24 protein-coding genes and 2 tRNA genes are annotated in these 24,819 nt (G+C 61.8%); 18 read left to right on the top strand and 8 right to left on the bottom strand.

Features of this window, described 5'->3' with window-relative positions; genetic code table 11:
• Nucleotides 1-43 precede the first annotated feature (43 nt).
• The 11 genes from AB0O81_RS05465 to AB0O81_RS05415 all read left to right on the top strand — a co-directional run bounded on the left by AB0O81_RS05465 (nucleotide 44) and on the right by AB0O81_RS05415 (nucleotide 9,778).
• Nucleotides 44-1,075, top strand: a complete 1,032-nt coding sequence (locus AB0O81_RS05465) for a TadA family conjugal transfer-associated ATPase (protein ID WP_363582055.1) — start codon at nucleotides 44-46, stop codon at nucleotides 1,073-1,075.
• Nucleotides 1,060-1,953, top strand: coding sequence for a type II secretion system F family protein (locus AB0O81_RS05460; protein WP_363582053.1), 894 nt, complete (start codon nucleotides 1,060-1,062; stop codon nucleotides 1,951-1,953). Before AB0O81_RS05465 ends, AB0O81_RS05460 begins: the two co-directional genes overlap by 16 nt.
• Before the next feature lie 35 nt (nucleotides 1,954-1,988).
• Nucleotides 1,989-2,195: a DUF4244 domain-containing protein gene (locus AB0O81_RS05455; protein ID WP_363582051.1), complete on the top strand. Its 207-nt coding sequence runs from the start codon at nucleotides 1,989-1,991 to the stop codon at nucleotides 2,193-2,195.
• On the top strand, nucleotides 2,192-2,533 hold the full coding sequence (locus AB0O81_RS05450) for a TadE family type IV pilus minor pilin (RefSeq protein WP_363582049.1): 342 nt from the start codon (nucleotides 2,192-2,194) through the stop codon (nucleotides 2,531-2,533). The genes AB0O81_RS05455 and AB0O81_RS05450 overlap by 4 nt, the downstream gene beginning before the upstream one ends.
• Nucleotides 2,533-2,850: an Rv3654c family TadE-like protein gene (locus tag AB0O81_RS05445; RefSeq protein ID WP_363582047.1), complete on the top strand. Its 318-nt coding sequence runs from the start codon at nucleotides 2,533-2,535 to the stop codon at nucleotides 2,848-2,850. Before AB0O81_RS05450 ends, AB0O81_RS05445 begins: the two co-directional genes overlap by 1 nt.
• 67 nt (nucleotides 2,851-2,917) lie before the next feature.
• Nucleotides 2,918-5,785 carry a type I DNA topoisomerase gene (gene topA / locus AB0O81_RS05440; RefSeq protein WP_363582045.1) on the top strand — a complete coding sequence of 956 codons (2,868 nt, stop codon included), beginning with the start codon at nucleotides 2,918-2,920 and terminating at the stop codon, nucleotides 5,783-5,785.
• Nucleotides 5,782-6,435, top strand: a complete 654-nt coding sequence (gene tmk / locus AB0O81_RS05435) for a dTMP kinase (protein WP_363582043.1) — start codon at nucleotides 5,782-5,784, stop codon at nucleotides 6,433-6,435. The genes topA and tmk overlap by 4 nt, the downstream gene beginning before the upstream one ends.
• A 10-nt stretch (nucleotides 6,436-6,445) precedes the next feature.
• Nucleotides 6,446-7,615, top strand: coding sequence for a DNA polymerase III subunit delta' (locus AB0O81_RS05430; protein WP_363582041.1), 1,170 nt, complete (start codon nucleotides 6,446-6,448; stop codon nucleotides 7,613-7,615).
• Nucleotides 7,616-7,620: 5 nt separating this feature from the next.
• Nucleotides 7,621-9,171, top strand: coding sequence for an alpha/beta hydrolase (locus tag AB0O81_RS05425; protein ID WP_363582039.1), 1,551 nt, complete (start codon nucleotides 7,621-7,623; stop codon nucleotides 9,169-9,171).
• 74 nt (nucleotides 9,172-9,245) lie between these two features.
• Nucleotides 9,246-9,318 (top strand) — tRNA-Thr (locus tag AB0O81_RS05420).
• Between the two features lie 61 nt (nucleotides 9,319-9,379).
• Nucleotides 9,380-9,778, top strand: a complete 399-nt coding sequence (locus AB0O81_RS05415) for a hypothetical protein (protein ID WP_363582037.1) — start codon at nucleotides 9,380-9,382, stop codon at nucleotides 9,776-9,778.
• Nucleotides 9,779-9,820: 42 nt separating this feature from the next.
• Here AB0O81_RS05415 and AB0O81_RS05410 read toward each other — a convergent pair whose 3' ends face one another.
• Nucleotides 9,821-10,774: an EamA family transporter gene (locus AB0O81_RS05410; protein WP_363582035.1), complete on the bottom strand. Its 954-nt coding sequence runs from the start codon at nucleotides 10,772-10,774 to the stop codon at nucleotides 9,821-9,823.
• Between the two features lie 57 nt (nucleotides 10,775-10,831).
• Between AB0O81_RS05410 and AB0O81_RS05405 the strand changes: the two genes are divergently transcribed.
• The gene (locus AB0O81_RS05405; protein WP_363582033.1) at nucleotides 10,832-13,129 is read left to right on the top strand and encodes an efflux RND transporter permease subunit; all 2,298 of its coding nucleotides are present in this window, start codon (nucleotides 10,832-10,834) and stop codon (nucleotides 13,127-13,129) included.
• On the top strand, nucleotides 13,126-13,713 hold the full coding sequence (locus AB0O81_RS05400) for an isochorismatase family protein (RefSeq protein ID WP_363582031.1): 588 nt from the start codon (nucleotides 13,126-13,128) through the stop codon (nucleotides 13,711-13,713). Before AB0O81_RS05405 ends, AB0O81_RS05400 begins: the two co-directional genes overlap by 4 nt.
• Nucleotides 13,714-13,758: 45 nt before the next feature.
• On the opposite strand, the gene AB0O81_RS05395 is transcribed toward AB0O81_RS05400, so the two are convergent.
• The 3 genes from AB0O81_RS05395 to AB0O81_RS05385 form a co-directional block, all read right to left on the bottom strand.
• Nucleotides 13,759-15,126 (bottom strand): hypothetical protein, encoded by a 1,368-nt coding sequence (locus tag AB0O81_RS05395; protein ID WP_363582029.1) that lies wholly within the window; start codon nucleotides 15,124-15,126, stop codon nucleotides 13,759-13,761.
• Nucleotides 15,127-15,507: 381 nt separating this feature from the next.
• Nucleotides 15,508-15,583, bottom strand: a tRNA-Lys gene (locus tag AB0O81_RS05390).
• 113 nt (nucleotides 15,584-15,696) lie between these two features.
• Entirely contained in the window at nucleotides 15,697-16,362 is a 666-nt protein-coding gene (locus AB0O81_RS05385; protein ID WP_363582027.1) for a fasciclin domain-containing protein, read from the bottom strand.
• Nucleotides 16,363-16,535: 173 nt separating this feature from the next.
• Between AB0O81_RS05385 and sigK the strand changes: the two genes are divergently transcribed.
• The 4 genes from sigK (at nucleotide 16,536) to AB0O81_RS05365 (ending at nucleotide 19,729) form a co-directional block, all read left to right on the top strand.
• Nucleotides 16,536-17,138, top strand: a complete 603-nt coding sequence (gene sigK, locus AB0O81_RS05380) for an ECF RNA polymerase sigma factor SigK (protein WP_363582025.1) — start codon at nucleotides 16,536-16,538, stop codon at nucleotides 17,136-17,138.
• Nucleotides 17,135-17,950, top strand: coding sequence for an anti-sigma factor (locus AB0O81_RS05375; protein WP_363582023.1), 816 nt, complete (start codon nucleotides 17,135-17,137; stop codon nucleotides 17,948-17,950). The genes sigK and AB0O81_RS05375 overlap by 4 nt, the downstream gene beginning before the upstream one ends.
• 48 nt (nucleotides 17,951-17,998) lie before the next feature.
• Entirely contained in the window at nucleotides 17,999-18,637 is a 639-nt protein-coding gene (locus AB0O81_RS05370) for a DNA-directed RNA polymerase subunit beta (RefSeq protein ID WP_363582021.1), read from the top strand.
• Between the two features lie 204 nt (nucleotides 18,638-18,841).
• Nucleotides 18,842-19,729, top strand: coding sequence for an aminodeoxychorismate lyase (locus AB0O81_RS05365; RefSeq protein ID WP_363582019.1), 888 nt, complete (start codon nucleotides 18,842-18,844; stop codon nucleotides 19,727-19,729).
• An 89-nt stretch (nucleotides 19,730-19,818) separates the two neighbouring features.
• Here the strand turns inward: AB0O81_RS05365 and pstB are convergent, their stop codons facing one another.
• The 4 genes from pstB to AB0O81_RS05345 form a co-directional block, all read right to left on the bottom strand.
• Nucleotides 19,819-20,598, bottom strand: a complete 780-nt coding sequence (pstB, locus tag AB0O81_RS05360; protein WP_337337493.1) for a phosphate ABC transporter ATP-binding protein PstB — start codon at nucleotides 20,596-20,598, stop codon at nucleotides 19,819-19,821.
• Nucleotides 20,599-20,631: 33 nt separating this feature from the next.
• A complete protein-coding gene (gene pstA / locus AB0O81_RS05355; RefSeq protein WP_363582017.1) occupies nucleotides 20,632-21,720 on the bottom strand; it encodes a phosphate ABC transporter permease PstA in 1,089 nt (362 codons plus the stop codon).
• On the bottom strand, nucleotides 21,720-22,682 hold the full coding sequence (gene pstC, locus AB0O81_RS05350; protein ID WP_363582016.1) for a phosphate ABC transporter permease subunit PstC: 963 nt from the start codon (nucleotides 22,680-22,682) through the stop codon (nucleotides 21,720-21,722). Before pstC ends, pstA begins: the two co-directional genes overlap by 1 nt.
• A 133-nt stretch (nucleotides 22,683-22,815) precedes the next feature.
• The gene (locus AB0O81_RS05345) at nucleotides 22,816-23,916 is read right to left on the bottom strand and encodes a phosphate ABC transporter substrate-binding protein PstS (RefSeq protein WP_363582014.1); all 1,101 of its coding nucleotides are present in this window, start codon (nucleotides 23,914-23,916) and stop codon (nucleotides 22,816-22,818) included.
• Nucleotides 23,917-24,159: 243 nt separating this feature from the next.
• Between AB0O81_RS05345 and AB0O81_RS05340 the strand changes: the two genes are divergently transcribed.
• Nucleotides 24,160-24,819 (top strand): hypothetical protein, encoded by a 660-nt coding sequence (locus AB0O81_RS05340; protein WP_363582012.1) that lies wholly within the window; start codon nucleotides 24,160-24,162, stop codon nucleotides 24,817-24,819.

Here is a 24,819-nt window from a genome sequence, read left to right as displayed (position 1 = left end):
GGTGGCGAGGTGCCGGCACGGCTGTGAGCCTTAGCGTCGCTGCATGCCTGAAGCGTTTGTCGTTCGTCCGCGAGCGGCTTTGTCTGGCGGCGCGTCTACGGTCGCGGCGCCGTCTGCTGCGCGCAGGGTGGCAACACTGCCGCCGGCGATGCAGCCATTGGCTGAGTTTCTCGACGACCCCGACACCACAGACGTGTTCATCAATCCCGACCAGCGGCTATTCGTCGACAAAGGCTCTGGGCCTTGCGGGGTCGACGGGTGGCACGCGACGGAACAAGAAGTTCGCGCCCTCGCCATAGACCTGATCGCGTTGGGCGATCGTCACATAGATGACGCGCACCCGTGTGTCGATGTTCGGCTCGAGGGTGGCATTCGTGTGCACGCGGTGTTGCCACCTGTCTGCGTCGGAGGCACGGCAGTGTCGATACGAATTCCACGGCTGGATCGACCAAGTCTCGCCGATCTACAGCAATCGGAGATGTTCTCGCAAGCGCTTCGTGGGCATTTGCACCGATTGGTCGAGCGCCGGGAGAACGTGCTGATCACTGGAGCCGCAGGAGCAGGAAAAACGACTCTCTTGGGGGCAATGCTCTCCGCGGTGAGTACCACAGAGCGCATCATCACCATTGAGGACGTTGCCGAATTGCGTCTCAATCATCCGCACCATGTGCGGCTCGAGTCTCGGCAGGCAAATCTCGAGGGTGCGGGCAAGGTTGCAATGGCTCAGCTGGTGCGAGAGGCCCTGCGCATGCGTCCTGACCGACTCGTGGTCGGAGAGTGCCGGGGACCAGAGATCCGGGAGCTGCTCTCGGCACTGAACACAGGCCACGACGGTGGCGCAGGCACAGTGCATGCAAACAGCCTTGACGATGTCAGCGCGCGGCTCGAAGCACTGGGCGCTCTTGCCGGTCTCGACGACGTGTCGCTCGCCCGCCAAGTGACGAGCGCGATCGGTTGTGTGATTCATGTTCGTCGCGGCGACGACGGGCATCGCCGCGTCGACGGCATCGGACGGCCCGTGCTCGCCGCGTCAGGTCGTCTCTCAATTAAGAAGGTGCCATGGGCAGACGAGTGAGCGTCGACGTCGCGGCCGACTCCGCTGAAGTAGTCCTGCACTTGGCCGTGCTCCTCGAAGCGGGGTTGCCGCCGTTACGGGCGTGGCAGTACCTCGCTTCCTCGGGTCAGCGCGAGGCAGTCACGGTTTTCGTTGCCTGCCAGCAGGGGGAGAAGCTTGTTGACGCGATTGCGGGCGCGGGTGGTAACGCTGGCCAGCAGTCGTGGGGTGAAGTGTCGGTAGCCTGGTCTATCGCCACCACGGTGGGTGCGCCCCTTGCGCAGAGTCTGCGCAACATTGCGGTTGCAATGCGTGACACCCGTGATGTCGCTGATGAGGTGCGGGTCGCGCTCGCTGAGCCTGCGGGCACTGCCAAGCTCATGGGCTGGCTTCCGCTCGTCGCAATTGGGCTCGGATTCGCGCTCGGCGTTGACACCGTCGGCGTCTTGTTCACCAATCCCATCGGCATTGCATGTCTGGTGGGAGGAATTGTTCTCGTGCTGGCTGCACGAAGATGGACCGTGACTCTCGCGCGAGCGGCTGCCGCTGATGTTGCGTTACCTGGTCTCGGTGCCGAACTGGTCGCTATCGCGCTCAGCGGGGGCGTAGCGATTGAACGGGCACGATCGATTGTCAACGAAGCAGGGTTTGCGATCGACGACGACACCAACTCGCTCCTCGCCCTCTCGCGCACGGCCGGCGTCCCCGCGCTTGAACTGCTTCGAGCGTCGGCTGTGCTTGCTCGTCATCGTGCTCGAACTGACGGCAGGCTTCGGGCCGCGCGCTTGTCGACGAGATTGCTGTTGCCTCTTGGCGTGTGCACCCTGCCAGCCTTTCTGCTGCTGGGGGTTGCGCCGATGCTGCTTGGCGTGCTGTCTAGCGTCAGTATTCGCCTCTGACCGTGCCCACTTCACCCACCGATAGGAGAACACCTATGACAATCCCTACCCTCACTCGCCGTCGGGCTGAGCGGCTCTTCGCCGACAGGCTCGCAGACGATGCCGGTGCAGCGACCGCGGAGTACACGATCGCGACAATGGCTGCGGTCGCATTCGCCGGGCTGCTCGTGGTGATTATGCGCAGCGATGAGGTGCGTGGAATTCTGACCGACCTGGTGCGCCGCGCACTGAGCGTTCAATGAATGCCCGCGGACTCGGCGGTCGACGTTTCGCGGATCGCGGATCAGTGACCGCTGAGTTCGCGGTCTCGCTGCCCGCAATTGTCGTTGTCATCATGTTGGCGGCGGGCGCGCTGAATGTCTGCGCACGTCAGGTGCGACTGCAAGACGCCACTGCCGATGCAGCACGCTTGGCAGCACGCGGTGAGAGCGCCCAGCGCGTTGACGCTGCGCTTTCCGCGGCGGCGGCGACGGGCGGCATCGATCGTCGCGGCGATGGACTCGTCTGTGTCAACGCGACAGCGCCGGCCCTGTTTGTCGAACTCACCGCCACCGGCTGTGCGCTCGAAGGAGGGTGGTGATGGCTGGCGCAGTGGCTGCGACGGGCGTCGTCGCATTGACAGCTGCGCTGTCTGTAGCGCTCGTGACAGCGGGGTCTGCGCACGTGGTGTCACAACGCGTCGCGGCAGCTGCTGACTCCGCAGCGCTCGCCGCCGCCGATGCGGCTTCAGGCGCCGCGACCGGCCTTCCGTGCGAGCGCGCAAGCCAGATCGGGCAGGCGCTCGGAGTTGAGATTTCTCAGTGTCAACTCGATGAACTGGTTGCCACGGTGACCGTGGTGACCACGTTTGCTGGTCTGCCCGCGGAGGCCTCTGCGCGGGCAGGTCCGCCACGCTGAGCGTCGGTCACAAAGATCACGTCCGGTTCTGACGTGTATGGTTTGCGACGAAGGAAGGACGCCCCCGTTGGCAGAAGGCAAGAAGCTCGTCATCGTTGAGTCACCCACCAAGATGAAGTCGATCCAGGGTTATCTCGGCGACGGCTATGAAGTTCTCAGCTCGGTTGGACACATTCGAGATCTCGCGGATAAGAAGAGTATCCCTGCGGATAAGAAGCAGGCCTACGGCAAATACTCGATCGATGTCGACAACGGATTTGATCCGTACTACGTCGAGAGTGACCGCGGCAAGAAGACCGTCACCGAACTGAAGCGCGCGCTGAAAGGTGCAGACGAACTTCTGCTCGCGACTGATGAGGACCGCGAGGGCGAAGCCATCGCGTGGCACCTGCTCGAGACGTTGAAGCCCAAAGTTCCGGTCAAACGGATGGTGTTCCACGAGATCACCAAGGACGCCATTGAAGCAGCGGTGCAGAACACTCGCGAGCTTGATCTGGCACTGGTGGATGCTCAAGAGACCCGTCGCATTCTCGACCGGCTTTACGGCTGGGACGTCAGCCCCGTGCTGTGGTTCAAGGTTCAGCAAGGCACCTCTGCAGGCCGCGTGCAGTCAGCCGCGACTCGCATGGTCGTTGAGCGCGAGCGCGAGCGGATGGCTTTCGTATCAGCGTCGTACTGGGGCATCGATACCGTCGCAGCCAAAGCGACCGATTCGTTTGGCGCACGTCTGGTGCGCGTCGATGGTGCGCCTCTGGCGCGGGGTACCGACTTCGACGACATGGGTGTGCTCAAAAAAGCCGTTCTGGTGCTGGACGAAGCAGCAGCTCGCGAACTCGCCGCTGCTATTGAGAACACGGGCACCGCGACAGTCTCGGGCGTAGAAGCCAAGCCGGGCACGCGCAGCCCCCGAGCTCCCTTCACCACCTCGACTCTTCAGCAAGAAGCCGGCCGCAAGCTTTCGATGAGCGCGAAGCACGCCATGAGCGTGGCGCAGCGCTTGTACGAAAAGGGCTTTATTACATATATGCGAACCGACTCGACTGCGCTGTCAAAGCAAGCTGTTGAAGCGGCACGAGAGCAGGCCGTCGCTCTCTACGGCGACAAGGCCGTCCCGGCGACGCCTCGGGTATACCGCAGCAAGTCGAAGAACGCGCAAGAGGCGCACGAAGCGATCCGTCCCTCGGGCGACACCTTCCGCACTCCTTCCTCGGTGTCGAGCGAGCTTGACCGCGATGAGCTTCGCGTCTATGACCTGATCTGGAAGCGCACCATGGCCAGCCAGATGTCTGATGCCAAGTATGAAACGACGACGGTCACACTTGAGGCAGACGCAGCTGGCAAGCGCGCAGAGTTCACCGCATCCGGCACTGTTTACACCTTCAAGGGCTTTCTTGAAGCGTATGAAGAGGGCCGTGATGAAAAGCGCAGTGATGACGACAAGAACGAAGATCAGTCGTTGCCTGCTGTTGTCGCCGGCGACGTACTGCACCTGAGCGATATTGAGCCCAAGGGCCACTCGACGAGCCCGAAGCCTCGATACACCGAAGCGAGTTTGGTGAAGGCGCTCGAAGAAAAGGGCATTGGTCGCCCATCGACCTTCGCCAGCATCATCGACGTCATTTTGAACCGTGGCTACGTCACAAAACGCGGTCAAGCACTGATTCCGACATGGCTCGCTTTTAGCGTTATTCGTCTCCTCGAAGAGCACTTCGCTGATCTCGTCGACTATGACTTCACCGCGGCGCTCGAAGATGATCTCGATGCGATCGCGAGAGGCGAGCAGCAACGTGTTGACTGGTTGAAAGACTTCTACTTCGGCTCTGAAGATCACGTCGGTCTGCGCAACATCGTCGAGAATCTGGGCGAAATCGATGCCCGTGCGCTTAACTCGACACCGATCGGCGGCGTGGCGACCCTTCGGTTCGGCAAATACGGTGCGTATCTAGAGATCCCCAACGCTGAAAACCCCGAGGGTGACCCGCGACGAATCAACATTCCTGAAGACCTCGCACCAGATGAGCTCACTGTGGCCAAGGCGCAGGAACTCATCGACGCTCCTGTCGCGGGCGATCGAGTGCTGGGTGAGAACCCAGAGACTCACAAGCTCGTTGTCGTGAAGGACGGCCGGTTCGGTCCCTATGTGCAAGAAGTGGACCCGCCTGCGGAAGAGTCTGTCGACGAAGCAACTGGCGAAGTCGTCGAGGCGGCGCCCGTAGAAAAACCCAAGCGTGGTGCTAAGAAGACCGCCGCTCCGAAGCCGCGCACGGCGTCGCTGTTCAAATCGATGTCGGTGGATACTGTCGATCTTGAGACCGCACTTCGTCTGCTCGATCTTCCCCGCACGGTCGGAATCGACCCTGAGACCGAAACGCCGATCACAGCTCAAAACGGTCGCTACGGCCCGTATCTCAAAAAGGGCACCGATTCGCGAACGTTGCAGAACGAGCAACAGCTCTTCGACATCACCCTCGAAGAAGCGCTCGCGGTATATGCGCAACCGAAGTACGGTGCACGCGCGGCAGCCAGTGCGCTGAAGGAGTTCGAAGCAGACCCGGTGAGCGAGAAGCCGATCAAGGTGAAAGACGGCCGGTTCGGACCGTATGTCACTGACGGCGTGACCAACGTGACTATTCCTCGGGGCCAGACTCCCGACGACATCACCTACGAGATCGCCGTACAAATGCTTGCTGACAAGCGCGCGAAGGGTCCTGCTCAGAAGCGCACGACTACTCGCAAGGCGCCGGCAAAGAAGGCACCCGCGAAGAAGGCACCTGCAAAGAAATCAGCTCCCACGAAAGCAACCGCTACGAAAACCGCTGCTGCAAAGAGCACCGCATCGAAGTCAACCGCAGCAAAATCGGCTGCTACGAAGACCGCTGCGACTAAGACCACGGCAAAGCGGGCGCCCGCTAAGAAGGCCCCGGAAGCGAAGTGACCTCGAGCGCGCCCCGAGGACTGTGGATCACGTTCGAGGGTGGGGACGGCGCGGGAAAGACCACGCAGTCGACTCTTCTCGAAGAATGGCTACAGTCGCAGGGTCGAACCGTGTTGCGAACTCGCGAGCCTGGTGGCACTGAAGTCGGCAACCTGATTCGCGACATCGTTCTTCACCACCGTGGTGACGTGGCGCCACGCGCGGAGGCCCTGTTATACGCCGCTGATCGCGCGCACCATATCGAAACTTTGGTGCGGCCTGCGCTTTCTCGGGGTGAGGTGGTCATCCAAGACCGCTATTTAGACTCATCCGTCGCCTACCAAGGCGCGGGCCGAGTGCTCGACCCGAACGAGGTGCGCAACTTGTCACTTTGGGCCGCGGATGACGCGCTGCCCGATGTGACGGTGCTCCTCGACCTCGATCCAGTCCGCGCGCGCGAGCGGCTAGATGCGGATGACAAACCGTTTGATCGACTTGAAGCCGAGAAGCTCGACTTCCACACGCGCGTGCGCACAGCATTCCTTGCTCTCGCCGAGGCTGAGCCTGAGCGGTTTCTGGTGTTGGACGCCACCCTGCCAGCAAGCGAACTGACCGCGGCCGTCCGCGATCGAGTGAGTACGCTCATCGGTGACGTCCGCGCCCCGCATTAGGCTGGGCCGTATGGATGCCACGGCATCGGCTGAGGCCGACCTCAATACGTTGCCCTGGGGCAACGTATGGGGCCAAGATGTCGCAGTGTCAACGCTGCAAGCAGCAGCATCCGACCCCAGTTCGATGACCCACGCTTGGCTCATTACCGGACCGCCGGGCTCTGGGCGCTCTACGCTCGCCTACGCATTCGCCGCGGCGTTGATCGCAGAGCCCGGCGATACCCACGTGATGCGGCAGGTGCTCGCCGGCACACATCCTGACCTCGCGGCGTTGCGCACTGAGGGCGTGATCATTTCGATCAAAGACGCGCGAGCGCTCGTGGAGCGTTCGTACTTTTCTCCCTCGTTGGGCCGCTATCGCGTGATCGTGATGGAAGACGCTGATCGCATGGCCGAGCGAACCTCCAATGTTCTGCTGAAAGCGCTCGAAGAGCCGCCCGAGCGCACCGTCTGGGTGCTCTGCGCACCGAGTGATGCAGATTTGCTTCCCACGATCCGCTCGCGAGTGCGCACGCTGCGCCTTCGCGAGCCCGACGTGACTGATGTCGCCCGGCTGATTACCGAGCGCTCCGGCATCGACTATGCGGTGGCAGAGCAGTCTGCCCGGCACGCACAGCGGCACATCGGCATGGCGCAACGCTTGGCGACAGACGACGCCTCGCGGGCGAGGCGAGACGAGACATTACGTGCGGTATTGCACGTGCGCAGCGTCGGAGACGCTGTTGATGTCGCTGGTCGGATCGTGCAGGCAGCGACAGAAGACGCGAAGGCGCTCACGACTGAACGCGACGAAGACGAACGCGCCGCGCTGTTGCGAACCCTCGGCATCGCCGAGGGCCAAGCAGTGCCGCCAGCGGTGCGGTCGCAGGTCTCGGCGCTCCAAGACGATCAGAAGCGGCGCGGCACGCGCAGCCTTCGCGATGGCATTGATCGTGTGCTCACCGATCTTGAGTCGATGTACCGCGACGTGCTGATGATTCAGTTCGGCAATGATCGAGAATTGATCAACCGAGAACTTGAGCCAGATCTGCGCGCGCTCGCGACAGCATGGCAGCCCGAGCGCACGCTGGTGCTTGTGGACCGTATTGCCGAAACTCGGCGCAATATCGAGCAGAACGCTGCGCCGCTGCTGGCGCTTGAGAGCATGCTCGTTACCGTTTCGAACGGAAGGATCCCGTGACCTCGATGGTTGCTCGAACTCCTCGGCGTGTTCTCGCCGCTTTTGCCGGACTGCTGTCCGCTTCGCTCGTCCTTTCAGGATGCTTGTACTCGCAGATTCCCGCTGAGCAACCCCAGTCGTCGGCGAGCCCGACACCCGAAACCGACGGCATCGCCGAAGATCTGTTGCCCTTCTATGAGCAGACGCTTGAATGGGACTCTTGTGAAACCGCCATGGAGTGCGCGATCGTTACCGCGCCGCTGGACTGGGAAAATCCCGGTCTCGGCGAGATCGAGCTGGCGATTATTCGTAGTCGTGCGACCGGTGGTGAAGCCATCGGATCGTTGCTGACCAATCCGGGTGGACCAGGTGCGAGTGGTCTCGGGTTCATTCGCGATTCGATCAGCTACGCCGTGGGTGAAGACGTGCGCCAGAATTTCGACGTGATCGGCTTCGACCCTCGTGGCGTCGGCGAATCCACGGCAGTGACGTGCTTCACAGACACTGCCAACATGGATTCCTATCTCTTTGACATTCCCGAGAACTCGCGCGGATCCGACGCGTGGAGTGACGAGTTGCTCGCTGGCAGCGCGGAGTTCGCAGCAGCCTGCGAAGCAAACAGCGACGGCATCTTGCCGTACATCACCACTGACCAGTCAGCGCGCGATATGGATCTGTTGCGGGGCGTTCTCGGCGATAGCGAGCTGTACTATCTCGGCTACTCGTACGGCACTTTCTTGGGTGCTACGTACGCGAAACTGTTCCCGGAACGTGTCGGGCGGCTCGTTCTCGATGCTGCTATTGACCCTTCAGTCTCGGGACTTGAGGTGGGCACGACTCAGGGCGTCGGATTCGAGTCAGCACTGCGTGCGTACATGGCGGACTGTATCGAAGGAAGCGACTGCCCGTTCCGCGGCACCGTCGACCAAGGGATGGCTGACCTCGGCACGCTGTTGGCAGGAGCCGATCGGTTCCCTCAACAAGGCGCAGACGGGCGCTTGCTGGGAGCAGACACGCTGCTGACCGCGATCATCGCCGCGCTGTATTCCGAAGACAGCTGGCCATACTTGACTGCGGCGTTGACCGACACCCTCGCGGGCGATCCTGAGCTGGCATTTACCCTGGCTGACTTCTACTACAACCGCTCAGGCGGGGTGTATCTCGACAATCAGACAGAAGCGTTCAGCGCCTACAACTGCCTGGACTATCCGAACGACTCCACTCCGGAAGATGAGGCCGCTTCACAGGCGCTTCTCGAGGCCGAAGCGCCGACAGTCGCTCCCTATTGGAGCGGACCCGATGGATGCGACGAATGGCCCTATCCGCCGTCAGGTGTGCGCGAACCTATCTCGGCTGACGGTGCTGCGCCCATTGTTGTTGTGGGCACGACGAACGACCCGGCAACCCCGTATGAGTGGTCCGTTGCGCTTGCCGAGCAACTGTCGTCAGGCGTGCTGGTCACGCGCGTAGGCGAGGGGCACTCCGGATACAACAAGGGCAACGCGTGTGTCGACGGTGCGATCGAGACCTATCTGATCGACGGCACGCCACCCGAAGACGGGCTGCGTTGCGAGTAACGGCCCGTTATCAGTTCGCGCCGCGTCACAGTAGCCTGTAGGATTGATGATCGTGCATCGCTTCGGGGATGTTCGCCGCCTTAGCTCAGATGGCAGAGCGATTCACTCGTAATGAATAGGTCGAGAGTTCGATTCTCTCAGGTGGCTCAGATACCGAAGGCCCGCCTTGTGCGGGCCTTCCCTATATCCGCAGAACGGTGGTGTGGCAGTGTCGGATCGCACCCTCGACGCCGTTCTTGAGATATTCGGATGGGCAGGGTTCGGACTCGGTGCTCTGCTGGCACTGGTTGCGGTGGTGCTGTATCTCGCTGACGGCACCTGGCTGCCGGTTCGCGCACTACTCGAAGACTCGCCCGGTGGTCGAATCGCTAGATGGTTCGATGCTGATGGGGGAGTAGGGTCGGCACACCTTTCTCACGATCTCGATCACGCTCTCGCGGGCAAAGACGAAGCGGATGTGTTCTACAGGCGCGGCACCACGGGCCACGTGCGACTCACGAGGGGCTCACCCATCGTGCGTGGTGTGCTCTTACTCGCTCTTGGCCTGATCAGCTTCGGCATGCTGGCGCTGGTTGCTTCGGGGATCATTCTCTTCGCAAGAGGTTGACCACCGAGCGTTGAGCACCGAGCGTTGAGACCCGAGCGTCGGCTACGCGAGTGCCAGCATCCCGCCAGCGGTCAGCGCGAGCGCGAGTCCGACCCACTGCACCGGCGCGACTCGCTCGCGCAGCACGACGGCAGCGAGCAGAATGGTTCCGGCAGGGTAGAGCGCGGTAAGCGCCGAGACCACTGTGAGGTCGCCCACGCGCAAGCCCAACAAGATAAGGGCGTTCGCCGTGGCATCGAGCACACCGCACCCCACCGCGAGCAAGACGGCGTTGCGTCGTGTGATCGCGATTGCGATCGGCCCGGTGGCGTGCTCCAGATCGACGTGGCCAGTGGGGGTGCCGCCGACGGCGAAACCGCTTGCATCGAGCGCGCTCGAAGCTCTATTGCCCCTGCGCACCGCCATGACGACGATAGCCGCGATGATGACGCCCGTGATGAGGGTGTTAGTGGCGCGTCCGACGATAAGAGGGATAAGCCCGCTCTCAGCACTGGTCTGATCGATGATGATCAAGAATCCGCCGATAGCCAGGCCCGAACCCACTGCCATCACGACACCGCGAATTGAGGGGCGCACGGTCTTTTCGCCCGGGATGAAACCCACCAGTACGACAGCCACGAGGACGACCGCAAGCCCGAGATAGCCCACGACAGACAGCGTCTCGCCTTTGGCAAAGAGGCCAAAGAGCATCGGCGCAATGGCAGAGACTACGGCGGTCAACGGCGAGAGGATGCTCATCGGACCGATGGCCAGGCAGGCATAGAGAAGCATCAGCGCCACGACGCCCACCACTCCTGCCGCGATACCCCATCCGACGTCCGAGGCGGTCCATGCTCCGCCTACGAAGAGCTGCACCACCGCGAAAGCCATGAGCCCGGATGCTGCCGCGATTGCCGTGACGACTATCGATCGAAGTCGACGGGCCGCTAGTCCACCCAGAAAATCAGCGGAACCATAAAAAAGAGCGCCAAGTAGGGCGAGAGAGGCAGAAAACATCGACTCTCAGCATAAAGGTGGTCGCGAGCATCGATTTCGCTAGATAAGCTAGCGACTATGCAAATGCCACATCACGCGAGCAAGCAGCCCACCCGATGGCTACGAGTGGCCATTCCCGCACTTCTCGTTCTCGTGTGGTTGGTGGGCGGATCTGTTGGTGGCATGTACTTCGGCAAGGTCGATGAGGTGTCGTCAAACGATCGATCCTCATTCTTGCCCGAGAGTGCTGACGCAACACAGGTCAACGAACGCCTTCCTGACTTTCTCGGCGATGACAGCATCCCGGCCCTCGTGGTGGTCGCGAGCGACAGCGAACTCTCCGAAGACCAGCTGGCCGACATGCAGACGCTTGCTGACGACATTGCCGACCTCGACGGAGTGAGTGACGGGGTGTCGCCGCCCGTAGTCTCGGACGACGGCGAGGCAGTTCAGATATTCATGCCCATCGATGCAGACGGTGATGTCGGCGACATCGTCGTCGAGATGCGCGAGTTGCTCGAGGCAGAGCTCCCGTCGGACCTCGAAGGATGGGTGACAGGGCCGGCCGGCTTCACCGCTGATCTCAGTGCCGCATTCCTCGGCATTGATGGACTGCTGTTGGGAGTTGCCCTTCTGGCCGTCTTTGTCATTCTCATCATCGTCTATCGCTCCCCGCTGTTGCCGATTCTGGTGCTGATGACATCCCTGTTCGCACTCTGCGTGGCGCTGCTGACAGTGTGGTGGCTGGCCTACGCCGGTGTGGTCGTGCTGAACGGTCAGGTGCAGGGGATTTTGTTCATTCTGGTGATCGGTGCGGCGACTGATTACGCGCTGCTATACGTCGCTCGTTTCAGAGAGTCGATCGCTCGCGGTGAGCGTCGCTGGGCTGCAACCACGCAGGCGTGGCGTGGCTCATTTGAGCCCATTCTGGCTTCAGGCGGAACGGTGATCGCGGGTCTGCTGTGCTTGTTGCTCTCCGACCTTGCGACAAACCGCGCGCTTGGCCCGATCGCCTCCATCGGAATCGCATTCTCGATGCTCTCGGCGCTGACCTTCCTACCTGCCCTCCTGGCGCTGTTCGGCCGCGTGGCGTTCTGGCCATTCATCCCCAAGCACGGCGTCGCTGAAATTCCAGATGACCTTAGCCAACCGGTGAAGGGGCTGTGGCCGCGTCAGGCACGCTTTGTCGCGCGCCACGCTCGCGCGGTATGGATCGTATGCACGATCGTGCTTGTCGGCGGTGCTGTCGGAGTGACACAGCTTCAAGCAGACGGCGTGCCGTCCAGCGACCTTGTACTCGGCGAAAGTCAGGCACGTGACGGTCAAGATGCGCTTGCGGAGCACTTTCCGGCAGGATCGGGCAGCCCTGTCTATGTGGTGGTTCCCGAGGATGACATCGTCGAGACCGTCGACATCATGGAAAACACCTCTGGCATCGATTCGATCGCGCTTTCGAGTGACGACTCACCAACCGGCTCCGTTCAGGTCACCATCGAAGACGGCGAAGCGGTATTCACCGCCATCGGGCCTCCCGGAACGGAAGCGCCCGCGCCGACTGTCGCCGACGGTGACGTCCTCGTTACCGGCACGTTGACCGACGCTTCCGACTCGCTTGACGCGGAAGACACCGTGCGAGAGCTGCGCGCGGACTTCGACGAGCAACTGGGCGCTGGCACGGCGTTTGTGGGCGGCGAGACAGCCACCGACATTGATAGCAATGACACCTCGATTCGAGACCGCACCCTCATCATTCCGGTGATTCTCGTGGTGATTTTGCTCATCCTCATGCTGTTGCTGCGATCGATCTTGGCGCCGGTGATCCTGATTGCCACCGTCATCCTTTCGTTCGGCACCGCCCTGGGCGTGAGCGCGCTTGTCTTCAACAACGTGTTCAACTTCCCGGGCGGAGACCCCGCTGTTCCGCTTTACGGCTTCGTGTTCCTCGTTGCGCTCGGTGTGGACTACAACATCTTCTTGATGTCGCGAGTGCGAGAAGAGTCGCTCGTGCACGGCACCAGACGCGGCATCTTGCGTGGTTTGGTCGCGACCGGAGGTGTCATCACTTCGGCCGGACTGGTGCTGGCAGCAACCTTTGCCGCGCTGGGAGTGATCCCAATCCTGTTCCTCGCCCAGCTGGCATTCATCGTCGCCTTCGGGGTGCTCCTCGACACCTTCGTGGTGCGCTCCTTCCTCGTGCCGGCTCTGTCTTATGACATCGGGCGCGCGATCTGGTGGCCCTCGAAACTGTGGCGTCATGGCGTTGAGACTCAAGAGTCGGCTGAGACGGTGATTCCGGCATCCACCGACCCTGATCTGATCGCAGATGACGGTCACACCCTGACACGAGACGAGTACCGGCGTACCCTCGAGTCATGAGTCGAGCACTGTTCATTGTCGATGTCCAAAACGACTTCACCGAGGGTGGTGCGCTGGCCGTAGTCGGCGGGGATGCGGTCGCGCAGCGGATCAGCGACTACCTCGGTGAGCACGCAGGGGAATACGCGCTGATCATCGCGTCACGCGACTGGCATGACCCTGACAGCGACAATGGCGGTCATATCAGCGAGGCTCCTGACTTCGTTGACACCTGGCCAGTGCACTGCGTTGCGGAGTCGTTCGGGGCGGAGTACGACCCAGGGTTCGACTTCAGCGCGGTCAGCCATCATGTCAAGAAGGGGCAGGGCGTTCCCGCGTATTCACTGTTCGAAGGCACGACAGACGAAGGGCAGTCAGTGGCAGCGCTGCTCGATGAACACGGTGTGCTTTCTGTAGACGTGACTGGTCTCGCGACTGATCACTGTGTACGCGCGTCTGCGATTGACGCGATTGAGCATGGCCGTCGCGTTCGCATTTTCACTGACCTCGTCGCAGGCGTGGCTCCAGCCTCAAGTGAGGCGGCTCTTGCTGAACTTGCTCACGCGGGGGCAGAGCTCGACGAGTCGGGCAGCTCCGAGATCTAGCCAACGCCGGGTTACGCGTGACCGTAGCTGCGCCGTGGCAGGGGCCTAACCTGTCACGGCCAGCAAGGCCGCATCCGGATCAGTGACACCCATCGCGCTCACTGTCGGGGCCTGCTCCGCCACGGACGTGCTCACGGAACGAACACGACTTGCAGTCGCTATTGCGCCTGTGCGAACTGAGTAGTCGATCGAGGCAATGTTCTCGCTCGTGAGCCTCTCGGTAGCGTCGACTGCGGACACTACGAAGTTCACCACTTGCAGGTTCCGGGTCATCGTTCCGTGGAAGCAAGGATTCGCGAAGAGCACCGGCACGAGCTCGTCGATATCAACGGGTTCGCCACAACGGAACACTTCACTGTCGGTCGCTTGGTCTGTAGCCGATGCAACTGACACGAGCTGATCGCCCATAGAGAGAACGTTCAGCCCGCTGGCCGCCGCGATTGCGGTCACTGGAAGGGAGCTGGCGATGGTTGACGGCAGCAGGCTGGTCAGGTCGAGTTCTTGTTCGACGGCGACCGCCGTGACCTCGACATTTGACGGCCAAGGTGCGAGCTGCGCGAGTTCACTTGAGTTTGTGCGGAGCGCCTTCCCTGCTTGGCCAAACATGCCGATCGCAGGCCGTAAGACGTCTGATTGCCAACCACAGGTGTCCCATGAGTCTTGGTAGTTTGCGTCGACACAGGAGTCGATCGTTTTGACGCCCATCCACAGCAGGACGTTGCTGGTGGGCTGTCGCAGCACGTCCATCACCGTTTCTACGGGGGTCGCCAACGTAGCGGCGACGTCAGACCCGGTGTTCGGGGTACCGAGCGTGATGACGTGGTCGACCATCTCTCCGCGGTCGTCTTGCCCGTCTAGGGCGAACCGCAGTGCCAGACCGCCCATGGAGTGAGCGACGACGGTGACCGATTGGTGAGACAGCGTGTACAGGCAGTCGATTGCGCGCATGAGATCGAGCCCGCTCTGCCCTGCCACCCATTGCGCAGATTGTTCGCTGTAGTCGAAGGAAAAGAGGCTCACGCCATCGAGCTCACTGAGACGGTCGACGATAGACGCCTGCTCGGCGGCACCCACGGCAGTCGTCAGATCCGTGCCAACCCATTCCACTTCCTGTTCGAAGACCGCTCCGCTGTCTGCCCAGCCGTGCACGAGCACCACGGGTTTCGCAAGAGGCACGTCCGTCCCGGTCGTCGCGCGTTGCTCGTCAAAGCCGACTCCGCCGATGATCTCGAGCTCGTCGATGTCGTTGATGCAATCTGTCGACGTGGTGTGATGAACGACCTCGATGGCAACCGCGCTGTCAGTGATGGACGGGACTTCGGTGCTTACGCCGCCTAAAAACGCGGTGAGCGGCATTGACACTGCGAGAACCGACGCCCACACATGCTGAAATGCCCCGCCGAGCGTCAACATTTTCGAATGATTTGGAGCGCGGTAGCCTGCGAATGACCATCGATTTGTGGTCGTGAATAGTCAGATCGAACGCGCGATACGCCCGCAAGGTGCACAGACATAGCTGGCTCTCTGCTGGTGGCGTTGTACACGTCTGCGTTCTCCCCGTCGGTTTGCGGGGTAAGGCGCACAGCAACGATTGCGTTGCCGAAACGGCTTGGAGTGCGGTGCACTATGCTCCCCTCTCTACATCATATCTGCGCAAAGTGCCTCGACAGAAATTCCCGCGTCTCGAATGGGGCATCTCGTCGTGAAGCGCACGAGATTGCCTGTTCAGATGTGTCCGACTGCGGACGGCTAAGTGTGAAACACCGCAAATACTGAGTGGGAGTACTGCGGTGTTGGTGGGCCCCGTGGGGCTCGAACCCACGACCAACGGATTAAAAGTCCGATGCTCTACCGACTGAGCTAGAGGCCCTTGTTGTATAAGCCTACTTTGAGATGAGCAGTGCCCGTGCACATAGGGAGGGGCCGCCGTCTCCGCATGACACGGAGACGGCGGCCCCACCGCCCGAGATCGGGTGCCCAGGCTTACGGGAGAAGCACCGTGTCAAGCAGGTAGACAGTTGCGTTGGCCGTCTGAACGCCACCGCAGATGACAGTTGCGCCGTTGACCGTCAGGTCGTCGCCGCTGCCGGTGACCTCAACGTCGGTTCCCTGCACGGTGGTGTGGGTGCCAGGAAGGTCCTCAGGCAGAATCTGGCCGGGAATAACGTGGTAGGTCAAGATCGCGGTCAGCGTCTCGGAGTCGGTCTTGAGTGACTCGATGGTGTCGGCATCGATTGCGGCAAATGCCTCGTCGACGGGTGCGAAGACGGTGAACTCGTCGCCGTTGAGCGTGTCAACCAGATCGACGTCGGGGTTGAGTCCGCCGCTGACAGCTGCGGTCAGGGTGGTAAGGAGCGGGTTATTGGATGCTGCGACCGCTACCGGGTCTTGCGCCATACCGGCGACCGATCCGTCACCATCCGGAACTGCGGCTGCGTAGTCTGCGCATCCCGTACCGACCAAATACGCGGCCGGGTCCATGTCCATGGACTCATCAGCCATGGGCTCTTCAGCTTCTTCGCTCATCGTGGTGTCGGGCTCATCCGACTCGGTTTCGGTGGATGCTGCAGAGCATGCGCTCAATGCAAACGATGCAGCAAGGGCGAGTGCGAGTCCTGCTGAGACGCGCTTCTTGGTGATGCGTGACATGAGTTCCTCCTCTATGGGGTCCGAGTGGACCGTGATCTACAGGTGCCCGGTGGGGCTTGCATCCGCTTGGGCGGTTACAAATAGGCATTCGGAGGAGCGCCGCAATCGGATTGGAAATTGTCAAGTCGGTGTTTCGTCGGTCCCAAAAACCTGGGATTCACGCGACGTGCGGCATGCTGGTACTCATGGTTATTGATGGAGTCGATGTGCCCGAGGGCGGCGCCGATTCTGTTGACCACATAGGAGAGTTGCTGCAACAGATCTCCTCGGGAGACCAAGGCGCGTTCGCGCGCGTGTACGACATGCTCTCGGCGCGCGTGTTCGGTCTTATCTTGCGAGTTCTTGTAGATCGATCGCAGAGCGAGGAAGTGCTACAAGAGGTTTTCCTTGAGGTGTGGCAATCCGCTTCTAAGTTCGTTCCGAATAAGGGTCAAGGCAGATCGTGGGTTCTCACGATCGCTCACCGAAGGGCCGTAGATCGGGTGCGCTCGTCACAAGCGAGCAGCGACCGCGATGTGCGGGTTGGAGTGCGCGATCTTGATGTCGCTCACGATGGAGTATCTGAGCAGGTTGAACTGCGTATTGAGGGGGAGAAAGTGACGACCGCATTGGCGACACTTCCTGACCCGCAGCGCGAGGCGATCACGCTCGCGTACTTCGGTGGTTACAGCCAGAGCGAGATTTCCGCGCTCGTCGGTGCACCACTGGGCACGATCAAAACAAGAATGCGCGATGGACTATCGCGACTACGAACTGAAATGGGGGTGACGGCATGAACGAGAACGAATTCGCTGAACTTGCAGCGGGCTACGCCTTAGGAGCGCTGTCGCCCGAAGACGCAAAGATTTTCAATGACGCACGTGAGCAGCATCCCGAATGGGAGAGGCTTCTCGACGATGACGTCGAGACTGTCGCCGAGCTGGCGGGTGGTGTCGAAGCAACTTCGCCGCCCGCGAGCGTGCGTGCAGCGCTGCTCGCACAGATTGCCGCTACCCCGCAGGGCGAGGCGAAGCCATCAGCCGCGAACGCGGAAGAACCGTCGTTAGACGAAGCGGATGCCGAGATCGACACGATATTTGTCGAGCCCGCGCCTACGACAACAACGGTTCAGGCCATTGAGCGCCGCAACTGGACTCGAGGATTGTTCGGGCTCGCTGCATCTCTGGTGTTCCTCGTCGCCCTCGGTCTAGGCGCCGCGACGATCGGCGAGATGATTGGACCGTCGCCGGCCGTCGTCGCGCTAGAGCAGATTGAAGACGCTCCCGACGCTCAGGAGGCATCAGTCGAGGTCGCCGACGGAGGCGTGGCAACCGTGCACTGGTCGGAGTCCGTGGGCGAAGTTGTTCTCGTCTCTGACGGGCTGCCTTCGATTTCAGAAGATCAGGCGTTCGAGCTGTGGTTTATTCGAGGCGATGAGCCACCGATTGCCGCCGGCACCTTTGACGCAGGCAACGACAACTCAGCGACTGCGCAATTTGAAGGCACCATGCAGCCCGGCGATGTCATTGCGGTCACCATCGAAGAAGAGGGCGGCTCACCCACGGGTGAACCCACCACTGATCCGATCATCGTCATCGCCACAGCCTGAGCGCTGAGTCCGACGCCCCTCGCATCGCTGGACGGTAATCTGTAGCGGATGACTGATGACTCCCGCGACTTTCACAAACCGGTCAAACGCCCGGCCGAGACCTTCGATCGGCTGTTTGCCGCGGAAGACCCCGCCGAGGTGTCGCGGGTTGCGCATTCAACCGCGCACGCGCTCGTAGCGAGGGTCAGAGCGGAGCCCGACGATGCCGTTGTCGAACGGTTGATCGCATTCACCGGCGAGCATGGAATCGATGACGTTGCTGAGTTGTGGTCACGGTCGCCTGCGAAGTCACTGCCCGGTGCGCTGTGGCGGTTGTACCTGTTGCAGTTGATGATCCACGATGACCCACACTCGGCCGCGTTGCTCTACGAGCGAGGCCGTCACGCGCTGGACTCTGTGGATTCCGTCGTCGCCGGGGCACCGGCACCCGCGGGGCCGGCAGAACTCGTCGCGCTGATCAATACGATTCTGCGCGGACTGTTCCAGGGAGACTTTGCGGTCGCCCTCGAGCGCGATGCCGCTTTCTGCAGGGTCGAGGCCGCTGGGTCTACACATCTCGCCGATGACTACGAGTCGACCGAGCCTGACCGCTCCTCCGGCTTCACCACTCGCGCGCTACGACTCTCGACGTATGCGGGCGACCTAGCGGCTTGTGCGGCGCTGTGGCGCCGCGAGGCTCTGAACTGAAGAAGTGCCGTCGGGCCTGCAGCGGGCAAAGAAGTACCGGGCCGCAGAAACGCCTCTCGGCGCGAGGCCGCTCTAAGCGGCAAAATTTGGAGCCCGGGGTTACTGCGGCCCGGCTGAAATAGTGTAACAAGTGCCTCCAGGAGTTTCATTCCCGGATGCAGCGCAATGCGGCTGTGACATGCACTCGCGGCGTAGGCTCAGGGCATGACTTGGCACTTCGCGCTGGTGATTGAGCCCGCAGCATCCGACAGCTCTCAAACCGCTTTTGCCGATACTTTTACCGTCATCGACCCCACAGCGCCAGCTCTCAGCGTCGGAGAGCTCAGCACGCAGCGCGGTGATGGAATCTTCGAATCGGTGGGTGTCGTCGACGGCCACCCGCAAGAAGTGGACGCGCATCTTGACCGGCTCGCGCACTCTGCCAAGATTTGCGATCTGCCAGTGCCGCACCGTGAGCAGTGGCGCCAAGCGGTCATCGCGGCAGCCGAGCACACCCCGCGCAGGGGAGAGGGCGTGATCAAGCTCATCCTAAGCCGCGGCGTCGAGCATGGCCCCGCGCCTACCGCCTGGGTCACCTCTGGCTCAGCACCGGACTTCGCCCTGCCGCGTGCTGACGGCGTGCGCGTCGTCACGCTGGACCGCGGCTACGCTCTCGATGTTCCGAGACGCGCGCCCTGGCTGCTGCTGGGAGCGAAAACGCTCTCGTACGCGGTGAACATGGCGGCGCTGCGCGAGGCCAAGCGTCGCGGTGCGGACGATGCGATCTTCGTGACCTCAGATGGGTTCGTGCTCGAAGCGCCGACCGCGTCGCTCGTGCTGCGCGTTCACGGACGATTTGTGACGCCGGCGCCGAACGGCGGAATTCTGCACGGAACTACTCAGCTGAGTCTGTTCGAGCATCTCGACGCGCAGGGTTTCAAGACTGGCTATGAGGTCGTGCCGGTGTCGCTCATGGCAGAAGCGGATGCCGCTTGGTTACTCTCAAGCGTTCGACTTGCCGCGCCCATCACGTCAATCGATGGCGAGGAGGTTCCCGTCGACCGGGAGCTGACAGCATCCATCAACGAATACCTGCTGAGTCCGCGCGACTAGCACGAGCGCGCCCGTCGACGAGCGTTCGGAAACGAACAACCGGCCGCCGCACGAAGGCGACGACCGGTTGAAGTGGAATCAGAGGCGGATCAGCCGAAGCGACCCGAAACGTAGTCCTCGGTCGCCTGAACCTCAGGCGTGGTGAAGATCGACTTGGTGTCGTTGTACTCGATCAGCTTGCCGGGCTTTCCGGTGCCAGCGATGTTGAAGAAGGCGGTGCGGTCCGAGACACGCGATGCCTGCTGCATGTTGTGCGTCACGATCACGATCGTGTAGTCGTTCTTCAGCTCGCCGATCAGCTCTTCGATCGCGTAGGTCGAAATCGGGTCGAGCGCCGAGCACGGTTCGTCCATCAGCAGCACGTCGGGTGACACGGCGATTGCACGCGCGATGCACAGACGCTGCTGTTGACCGCCGGAGAGGCCCGAGCCCGGACGATCGAGGCGGTCCTTGACCTCGTTCCAAAGGTTGGCGCCGCGCAACGACTCTTCTACCAACGAGTCGGCGTTCGACTTCGACATGCGCTTGTTGTTGAGCTTCACTCCGGCCAAAACGTTGTCGCGAATCGACATCGTCGGGAACGGGTTGGGACGCTGGAACACCATGCCGACATCGCGGCGCACCGCCACCGGGTCAACACCCGGGCCGTAGAGGTCGTCTCCGTCGAGAAGTACTTCTCCCTCGACGTAGGCGCCCGGAATGACTTCGTGCATGCGGTTAAGCGTGCGAAGGAATGTGGACTTTCCGCAGCCGGAGGGGCCGATGAATGCGGTGACCGAGCGCGGCTCGATCGACAGCGACACTCCCTCTACGGCGAGGAAGTCACCGTAGTAGACGTTGAGGTCGTTGACTTCAATGCTCTTAGACACAAGGGCTCTTTCTTTGGATTGCGCCAGCGCGGGCTAGCGGCGGCCGGTCTTGGGCGAGAAGATCTTCGCGATCATACGGGCCGCGAGGTTCAACACCATGACGATGAGGATGAGGGTAAGCGCGCCTGCCCAGGCACGGGCGACGGCGTCGTCAGGGCTGGTGCCCTGGTTTGCGTACTGGTTGTACACATACACCGGCAACGTCATCATGTCGCCCTCAAACAGGTTGAGGTTGAGGCTCTGGGTATAGCCAGCGGTGACGAGCAGCGGGGCTGTTTCGCCAATGACGCGGGCGATGGCCAGCATGACGCCGGTGGTGATACCGGCGATCGACGTCGGCAGTACGACCTTGACGATGGTGAGCCACTTCGGCACACCGAGGGCATACGCCGCTTCACGCAACTCGTTGGGCACGAGTCGCAGCATTTCTTCGGACGAGCGTACGACCACCGGAATCATCAACACGCTGAGCGCGATAGCGCCCATGATTCCCATTGAGATGCCGGGGCCGAAGAACAGCGCGAATGCGGAGTAGGCGAACAGACCCGCAACGATCGAGGGAATGCCCGTCATCACATCGACGAAGAAGGTGATCGATTTGGCGAGCCGGCCACCGCGTGAGTACTCGACCAGGTAGATCGAGGTCATCAGGCCGATGGGCACCGAAATCAGCGTGGTTGCCGCAGTGATGAGCAGCGTTCCATAGATCGCGTGTACCGCGCCGCCTCCTGCGCCCACGACGTTGCGCATGCTCATCGAGAAGAAGTCGATGTCAAAACGTGCGAGGCCCTGGGAGACCACCGTGTACAGCAATGAGATCAGGGGGAGCAGCGCGACGATGAACGCCGCTGACACGACTGCGGTGACAACACGGTCGGCCGCTTTGCGCCCGCCTTCGACGGTTCTAGAGACGAATCCGATGGTGAACACGAACAGCACAGCGCCGAGGAACACCGCGGCGACGATATTGAAGTCGCCGATCGGCTGACCGAGGTTCAGGACCGCGAACACGATGAACATGATGACCATCGAGCCGGCCAACATGAGCCACGGCACGGAGCGGGGCAGCTTGCCGCTGGTGAGGGCGTTGACCCTCACCGGAGGGGATGTGGTAGTCGACATCAGTTGGCTCCCGAGAATTCCGAACGGCGGCTGACAATCCAACGCGCCAGTGCGTTGACGGCGAAGGTGAGAACGAACAAGACCAAACCTGTGGCGATGAGCACGCTCACGCCGTCGCCATATGCCTCAGGGAAGGACAGCGCAATGTTCGCGGGAATCGTCGTGGGGTTCGTTGCGGTGAGCAGCTCGAAAGTAACCACACCAGACACTGACAAGACCATCGTGACCGCCATCGTTTCGCCGAGCGCTCGACCGAGTGCGAGCATGGCGGACGACACCATGCCACCACGCGCGAAAGGCAGCACAGCCATGCGGATCATCTCCCAGCGCGTGGCGCCGAGCGCGAGCGCTGCTTCTTCGTGCAGCTTCGGAGTCTGCAGGAATATCTCTCGGCAGATAGCCGTCATGATCGGCAGCACCATGATCGCCAAGACCATGGCTGCGGTGAGGATCGTGCGCCCAGTGGCTGAAACCTGACCGCTGAAGAGGGGGATCCACGAGAAGTACTCGTTGAGCCAGGCGTAGAACGGCTGCACCATCCCGGCGAATGTAACGCCACCCCACAAACCGAAGACCACCGAAGGAACCGCCGCAAGCAGGTCGATGATGTAGCCGAGGAACGAAGCAATCCGCTTCGGGGCGTAGTGCGAGATGAAGAGTGCGATGCCGATAGCAAGCGGAGCCGCCATCAGCAACGCCAGCAGCGATGCCCAGATTGTTCCGAACACGAGCGGGCCGACGTAGGCCCAGAAGGATTCACCTTTGAGGATCGGGTTTTCGGCAGGCTCCCCCGTGAAGGCAGGGATGCTCTCGATGGCGAGGAAGATTGCGACCGCGGCCAAAACGACCAGGATCGTGATTCCCGCCGCCAGTGCGGTGCCAGAGAACGCGAGGTCACCCGGTCGCCGGGGCACTTTGCGTTTGCTTGCCACGGGCCTGACGGTGTCAGTCGTAGTCGCCATTCATGTGTCCTTTGTGTCGGGCGGTAAGGCTCAGCAGAAGCTCGGGTATCAGGTGTTCCCGTTCCCCTGCTGAACCTTGCCCCGCTCGTGGTCTGTTGACTGCGAGCGGGGCAAGGTGTCAGAGAGAGAAGTCTCAGCCGATCAGTGCGATCGCCGCCTCAACCTCGGTGCGCAGCTCGTCAGATATCGGAGCCGAGCCAGCGTTCGCTGCTGCGTCTTCCTGGCCCTCGGGGCTGGCGATGTAGCTGAAGTACGAAGAGACGAGCTCTGCCGTGTCTGCATCTTCGTACTCGACGCAGCCGATGAGGTAGCTCACGAGAGCGATGGGGTAGACGCCAGCCTCTTCGGTGGAGTAATCCACGTCGAGTGCGAGGTCACCCTCGCCGCGGCCCTCGACCTGCGGTGCCGAGTCAACGATCATCGCGGCAGCCTCAGCCGAGTAGGGAACGAACTCGCCACCGACGCCGACTGCGACGGTTCCGAGGTCGCCGACCTGCGATGCATCTGCGTACGTGACTGTGCCGTTTCCACCGGTTGTCGCGGCGACAACACCCGAGGTGCCCTGTGCGGCTTCGCCCGAGTCAAGCGGCCACTCGCCGTCAGCTTCCCACTCCCAGACGCTCGGGGCTGCAGCCTCGAGGTAGGAGGTGAAGGTCTCGGTGGTGCCCGAGTCGTCCGAGCGGTGTACGGGCGAGATAGCGAGGTCGGGAAGGTCGACTCCGTCGTTCTCTGCCGCGATTGCGTCGTCGCTCCAGTTGGTGATCGTGCCAGCGAAGACGCCGGCAACGACGTCTGCCGACATGTTGAGGCTGTCGACACCCTCGATGTTGAAGGCAACAGCGACGGGCGAGATGTAAAGCGGCAGCTCGACGATGCCTGCGGCGCCGTCTTCTGCACATGCGCCGAAGCCGCCAGCGGCGACCTCTTCATCGTTGAACGCACGGTCAGAGCCGATGAAGTTGCTCGCGCCGGCGATGAAGTTCTCGCGACCGGTGCCCGAACCGGTGGGCTCGTAGTTGACGGTCACGTCAGGGTTTGCGGTCTGGAAGGTGGCGACCCATGCTTCCTGAGCGGCCGTCTGCGACGAGGCTCCGGTAGCCGAAAGCGTGCCGGACAGGCCCATTGAGTCGTCGGTGCTGTCCGACGAGGTGTCTTCGTTAGCGGCGCAGCCAGCAAGGGTAAGAGCTGCGATGGCAGCTACAGCGCCCACCTGGGCGATGCGGGAGATCTTCACTATGTGAATCCTTCACGTGTCAGGGATAAGAGGCCCGAGAATTCGGGCTTCGGGAAATGCCCGGTGCGGGGCACGCACTGAAACGTAGGCGTGAACCCTTAAGAGAGTGGGGGTCGTTGGTAAACGGCAAGTGAACGGCGCACCGACATCTGCGTGGTTCCGGGCTCGATGCAGGAAAACGTTCCGCGTCATCGAGCAACATTTACGCGTTCTGTTTACCTTTGGGCTGTATGGTCTGTGGCCATGGCTAAGACAACGAAGGCCGAGCGCAAGGCGCTCGAAGCGATCGATGAGGCCGCAGCAGCGGCTAAGCAGGGCAAGAAGGTAGCGAAGCAGTTGCCGAAGAAATCCGCCAAACAGTTGCGTGAGCTTGTAGAAGACGCACGCGAAGCCGCGGACGTATCGAAGAAGGCCGTTCGCAAGCACCCCGCGAAGGTGGCTAAGCGTGCCTCTCGCGCGACGGATGCACTGGTCAAGGCCACTGCGCGCGCGCTCGAGAAGGCCGAGAAGAAGGTGCGTCTGCGCGCCAAGGCTGATCGCGCCGCCGAAGAAGCTCGGCAGATGGCTGAAGTAGCAGCGTCACAAGCGCGCGAAGCGAAGGCATTGAAGAAAGAAGCAGCCAAGGCTGAAAAAGCCGCTGCTCGGGCTGAGAAAGAGTCTGTCGACGCTCAGTCGAACTTGGATGCTGAACTGGGTACGACTCCGGCCAAGCCAGCTGACTCGGCGGAACCCTCGGCACCGGGTGAGTCCTCTAGTGCAGATGAGGTCGAGTCGGCTGATGAAGCTGACTCAACCGACCTGACCGCCCTCACGGTGGTCGCGCTGCGCCAGCGCGCGCGCGAAGAAGGAAAGACCGGATACTCACGCCTGTTGAAGGCGCAGCTCGTTGAACTCCTCTCCTGA

This window comes from Microbacterium sp. NPDC076911, assembly GCF_040687125.1.
In the GTDB taxonomy this organism is placed as follows: domain Bacteria; phylum Actinomycetota; class Actinomycetes; order Actinomycetales; family Microbacteriaceae; genus Microbacterium.
Note: the sequence above shows the minus strand (reverse complement) of the source record. Positions and strands in the feature narration are given on the sequence as shown.

What these genes read in the sequence shown, in the direction of transcription:
- AB0O81_RS05465 (WP_363582055.1), top strand. Translation starts at nt 44, where the DNA reads ATGCCTGAAGCGTTTGTCGTTCGTCCGCGAGCGGCTTTGTCTGGCGGC.
- AB0O81_RS05425 (WP_363582039.1), top strand. Translation starts at nt 7,621, where the DNA reads ATGGTTGCTCGAACTCCTCGGCGTGTTCTCGCCGCTTTTGCCGGACTG.
- AB0O81_RS05430 (WP_363582041.1), top strand. Translation starts at nt 6,446, where the DNA reads ATGGATGCCACGGCATCGGCTGAGGCCGACCTCAATACGTTGCCCTGG.
- pstA (WP_363582017.1), bottom strand. Translation starts at nt 21,720, where the DNA reads ATGTCGACTACCACATCCCCTCCGGTGAGGGTCAACGCCCTCACCAGC.
- AB0O81_RS05405 (WP_363582033.1), top strand. Translation starts at nt 10,832, where the DNA reads ATGCAAATGCCACATCACGCGAGCAAGCAGCCCACCCGATGGCTACGA.
- AB0O81_RS05460 (WP_363582053.1), top strand. Translation starts at nt 1,060, where the DNA reads ATGGGCAGACGAGTGAGCGTCGACGTCGCGGCCGACTCCGCTGAAGTA.
- AB0O81_RS05365 (WP_363582019.1), top strand. Translation starts at nt 18,842, where the DNA reads ATGACTTGGCACTTCGCGCTGGTGATTGAGCCCGCAGCATCCGACAGC.
- AB0O81_RS05400 (WP_363582031.1), top strand. Translation starts at nt 13,126, where the DNA reads ATGAGTCGAGCACTGTTCATTGTCGATGTCCAAAACGACTTCACCGAG.
- AB0O81_RS05370 (WP_363582021.1), top strand. Translation starts at nt 17,999, where the DNA reads ATGACTGATGACTCCCGCGACTTTCACAAACCGGTCAAACGCCCGGCC.
- AB0O81_RS05340 (WP_363582012.1), top strand. Translation starts at nt 24,160, where the DNA reads ATGGCTAAGACAACGAAGGCCGAGCGCAAGGCGCTCGAAGCGATCGAT.
- AB0O81_RS05385 (WP_363582027.1), bottom strand. Translation starts at nt 16,362, where the DNA reads ATGTCACGCATCACCAAGAAGCGCGTCTCAGCAGGACTCGCACTCGCC.
- AB0O81_RS05395 (WP_363582029.1), bottom strand. Translation starts at nt 15,126, where the DNA reads ATGTTGACGCTCGGCGGGGCATTTCAGCATGTGTGGGCGTCGGTTCTC.
- sigK (WP_363582025.1), top strand. Translation starts at nt 16,536, where the DNA reads ATGCTGGTACTCATGGTTATTGATGGAGTCGATGTGCCCGAGGGCGGC.
- pstC (WP_363582016.1), bottom strand. Translation starts at nt 22,682, where the DNA reads ATGGCGACTACGACTGACACCGTCAGGCCCGTGGCAAGCAAACGCAAA.
- AB0O81_RS05450 (WP_363582049.1), top strand. Translation starts at nt 2,192, where the DNA reads ATGAATGCCCGCGGACTCGGCGGTCGACGTTTCGCGGATCGCGGATCA.
- AB0O81_RS05445 (WP_363582047.1), top strand. Translation starts at nt 2,533, where the DNA reads ATGGCTGGCGCAGTGGCTGCGACGGGCGTCGTCGCATTGACAGCTGCG.
- AB0O81_RS05375 (WP_363582023.1), top strand. Translation starts at nt 17,135, where the DNA reads ATGAACGAGAACGAATTCGCTGAACTTGCAGCGGGCTACGCCTTAGGA.
- AB0O81_RS05410 (WP_363582035.1), bottom strand. Translation starts at nt 10,774, where the DNA reads ATGTTTTCTGCCTCTCTCGCCCTACTTGGCGCTCTTTTTTATGGTTCC.
- AB0O81_RS05455 (WP_363582051.1), top strand. Translation starts at nt 1,989, where the DNA reads ATGACAATCCCTACCCTCACTCGCCGTCGGGCTGAGCGGCTCTTCGCC.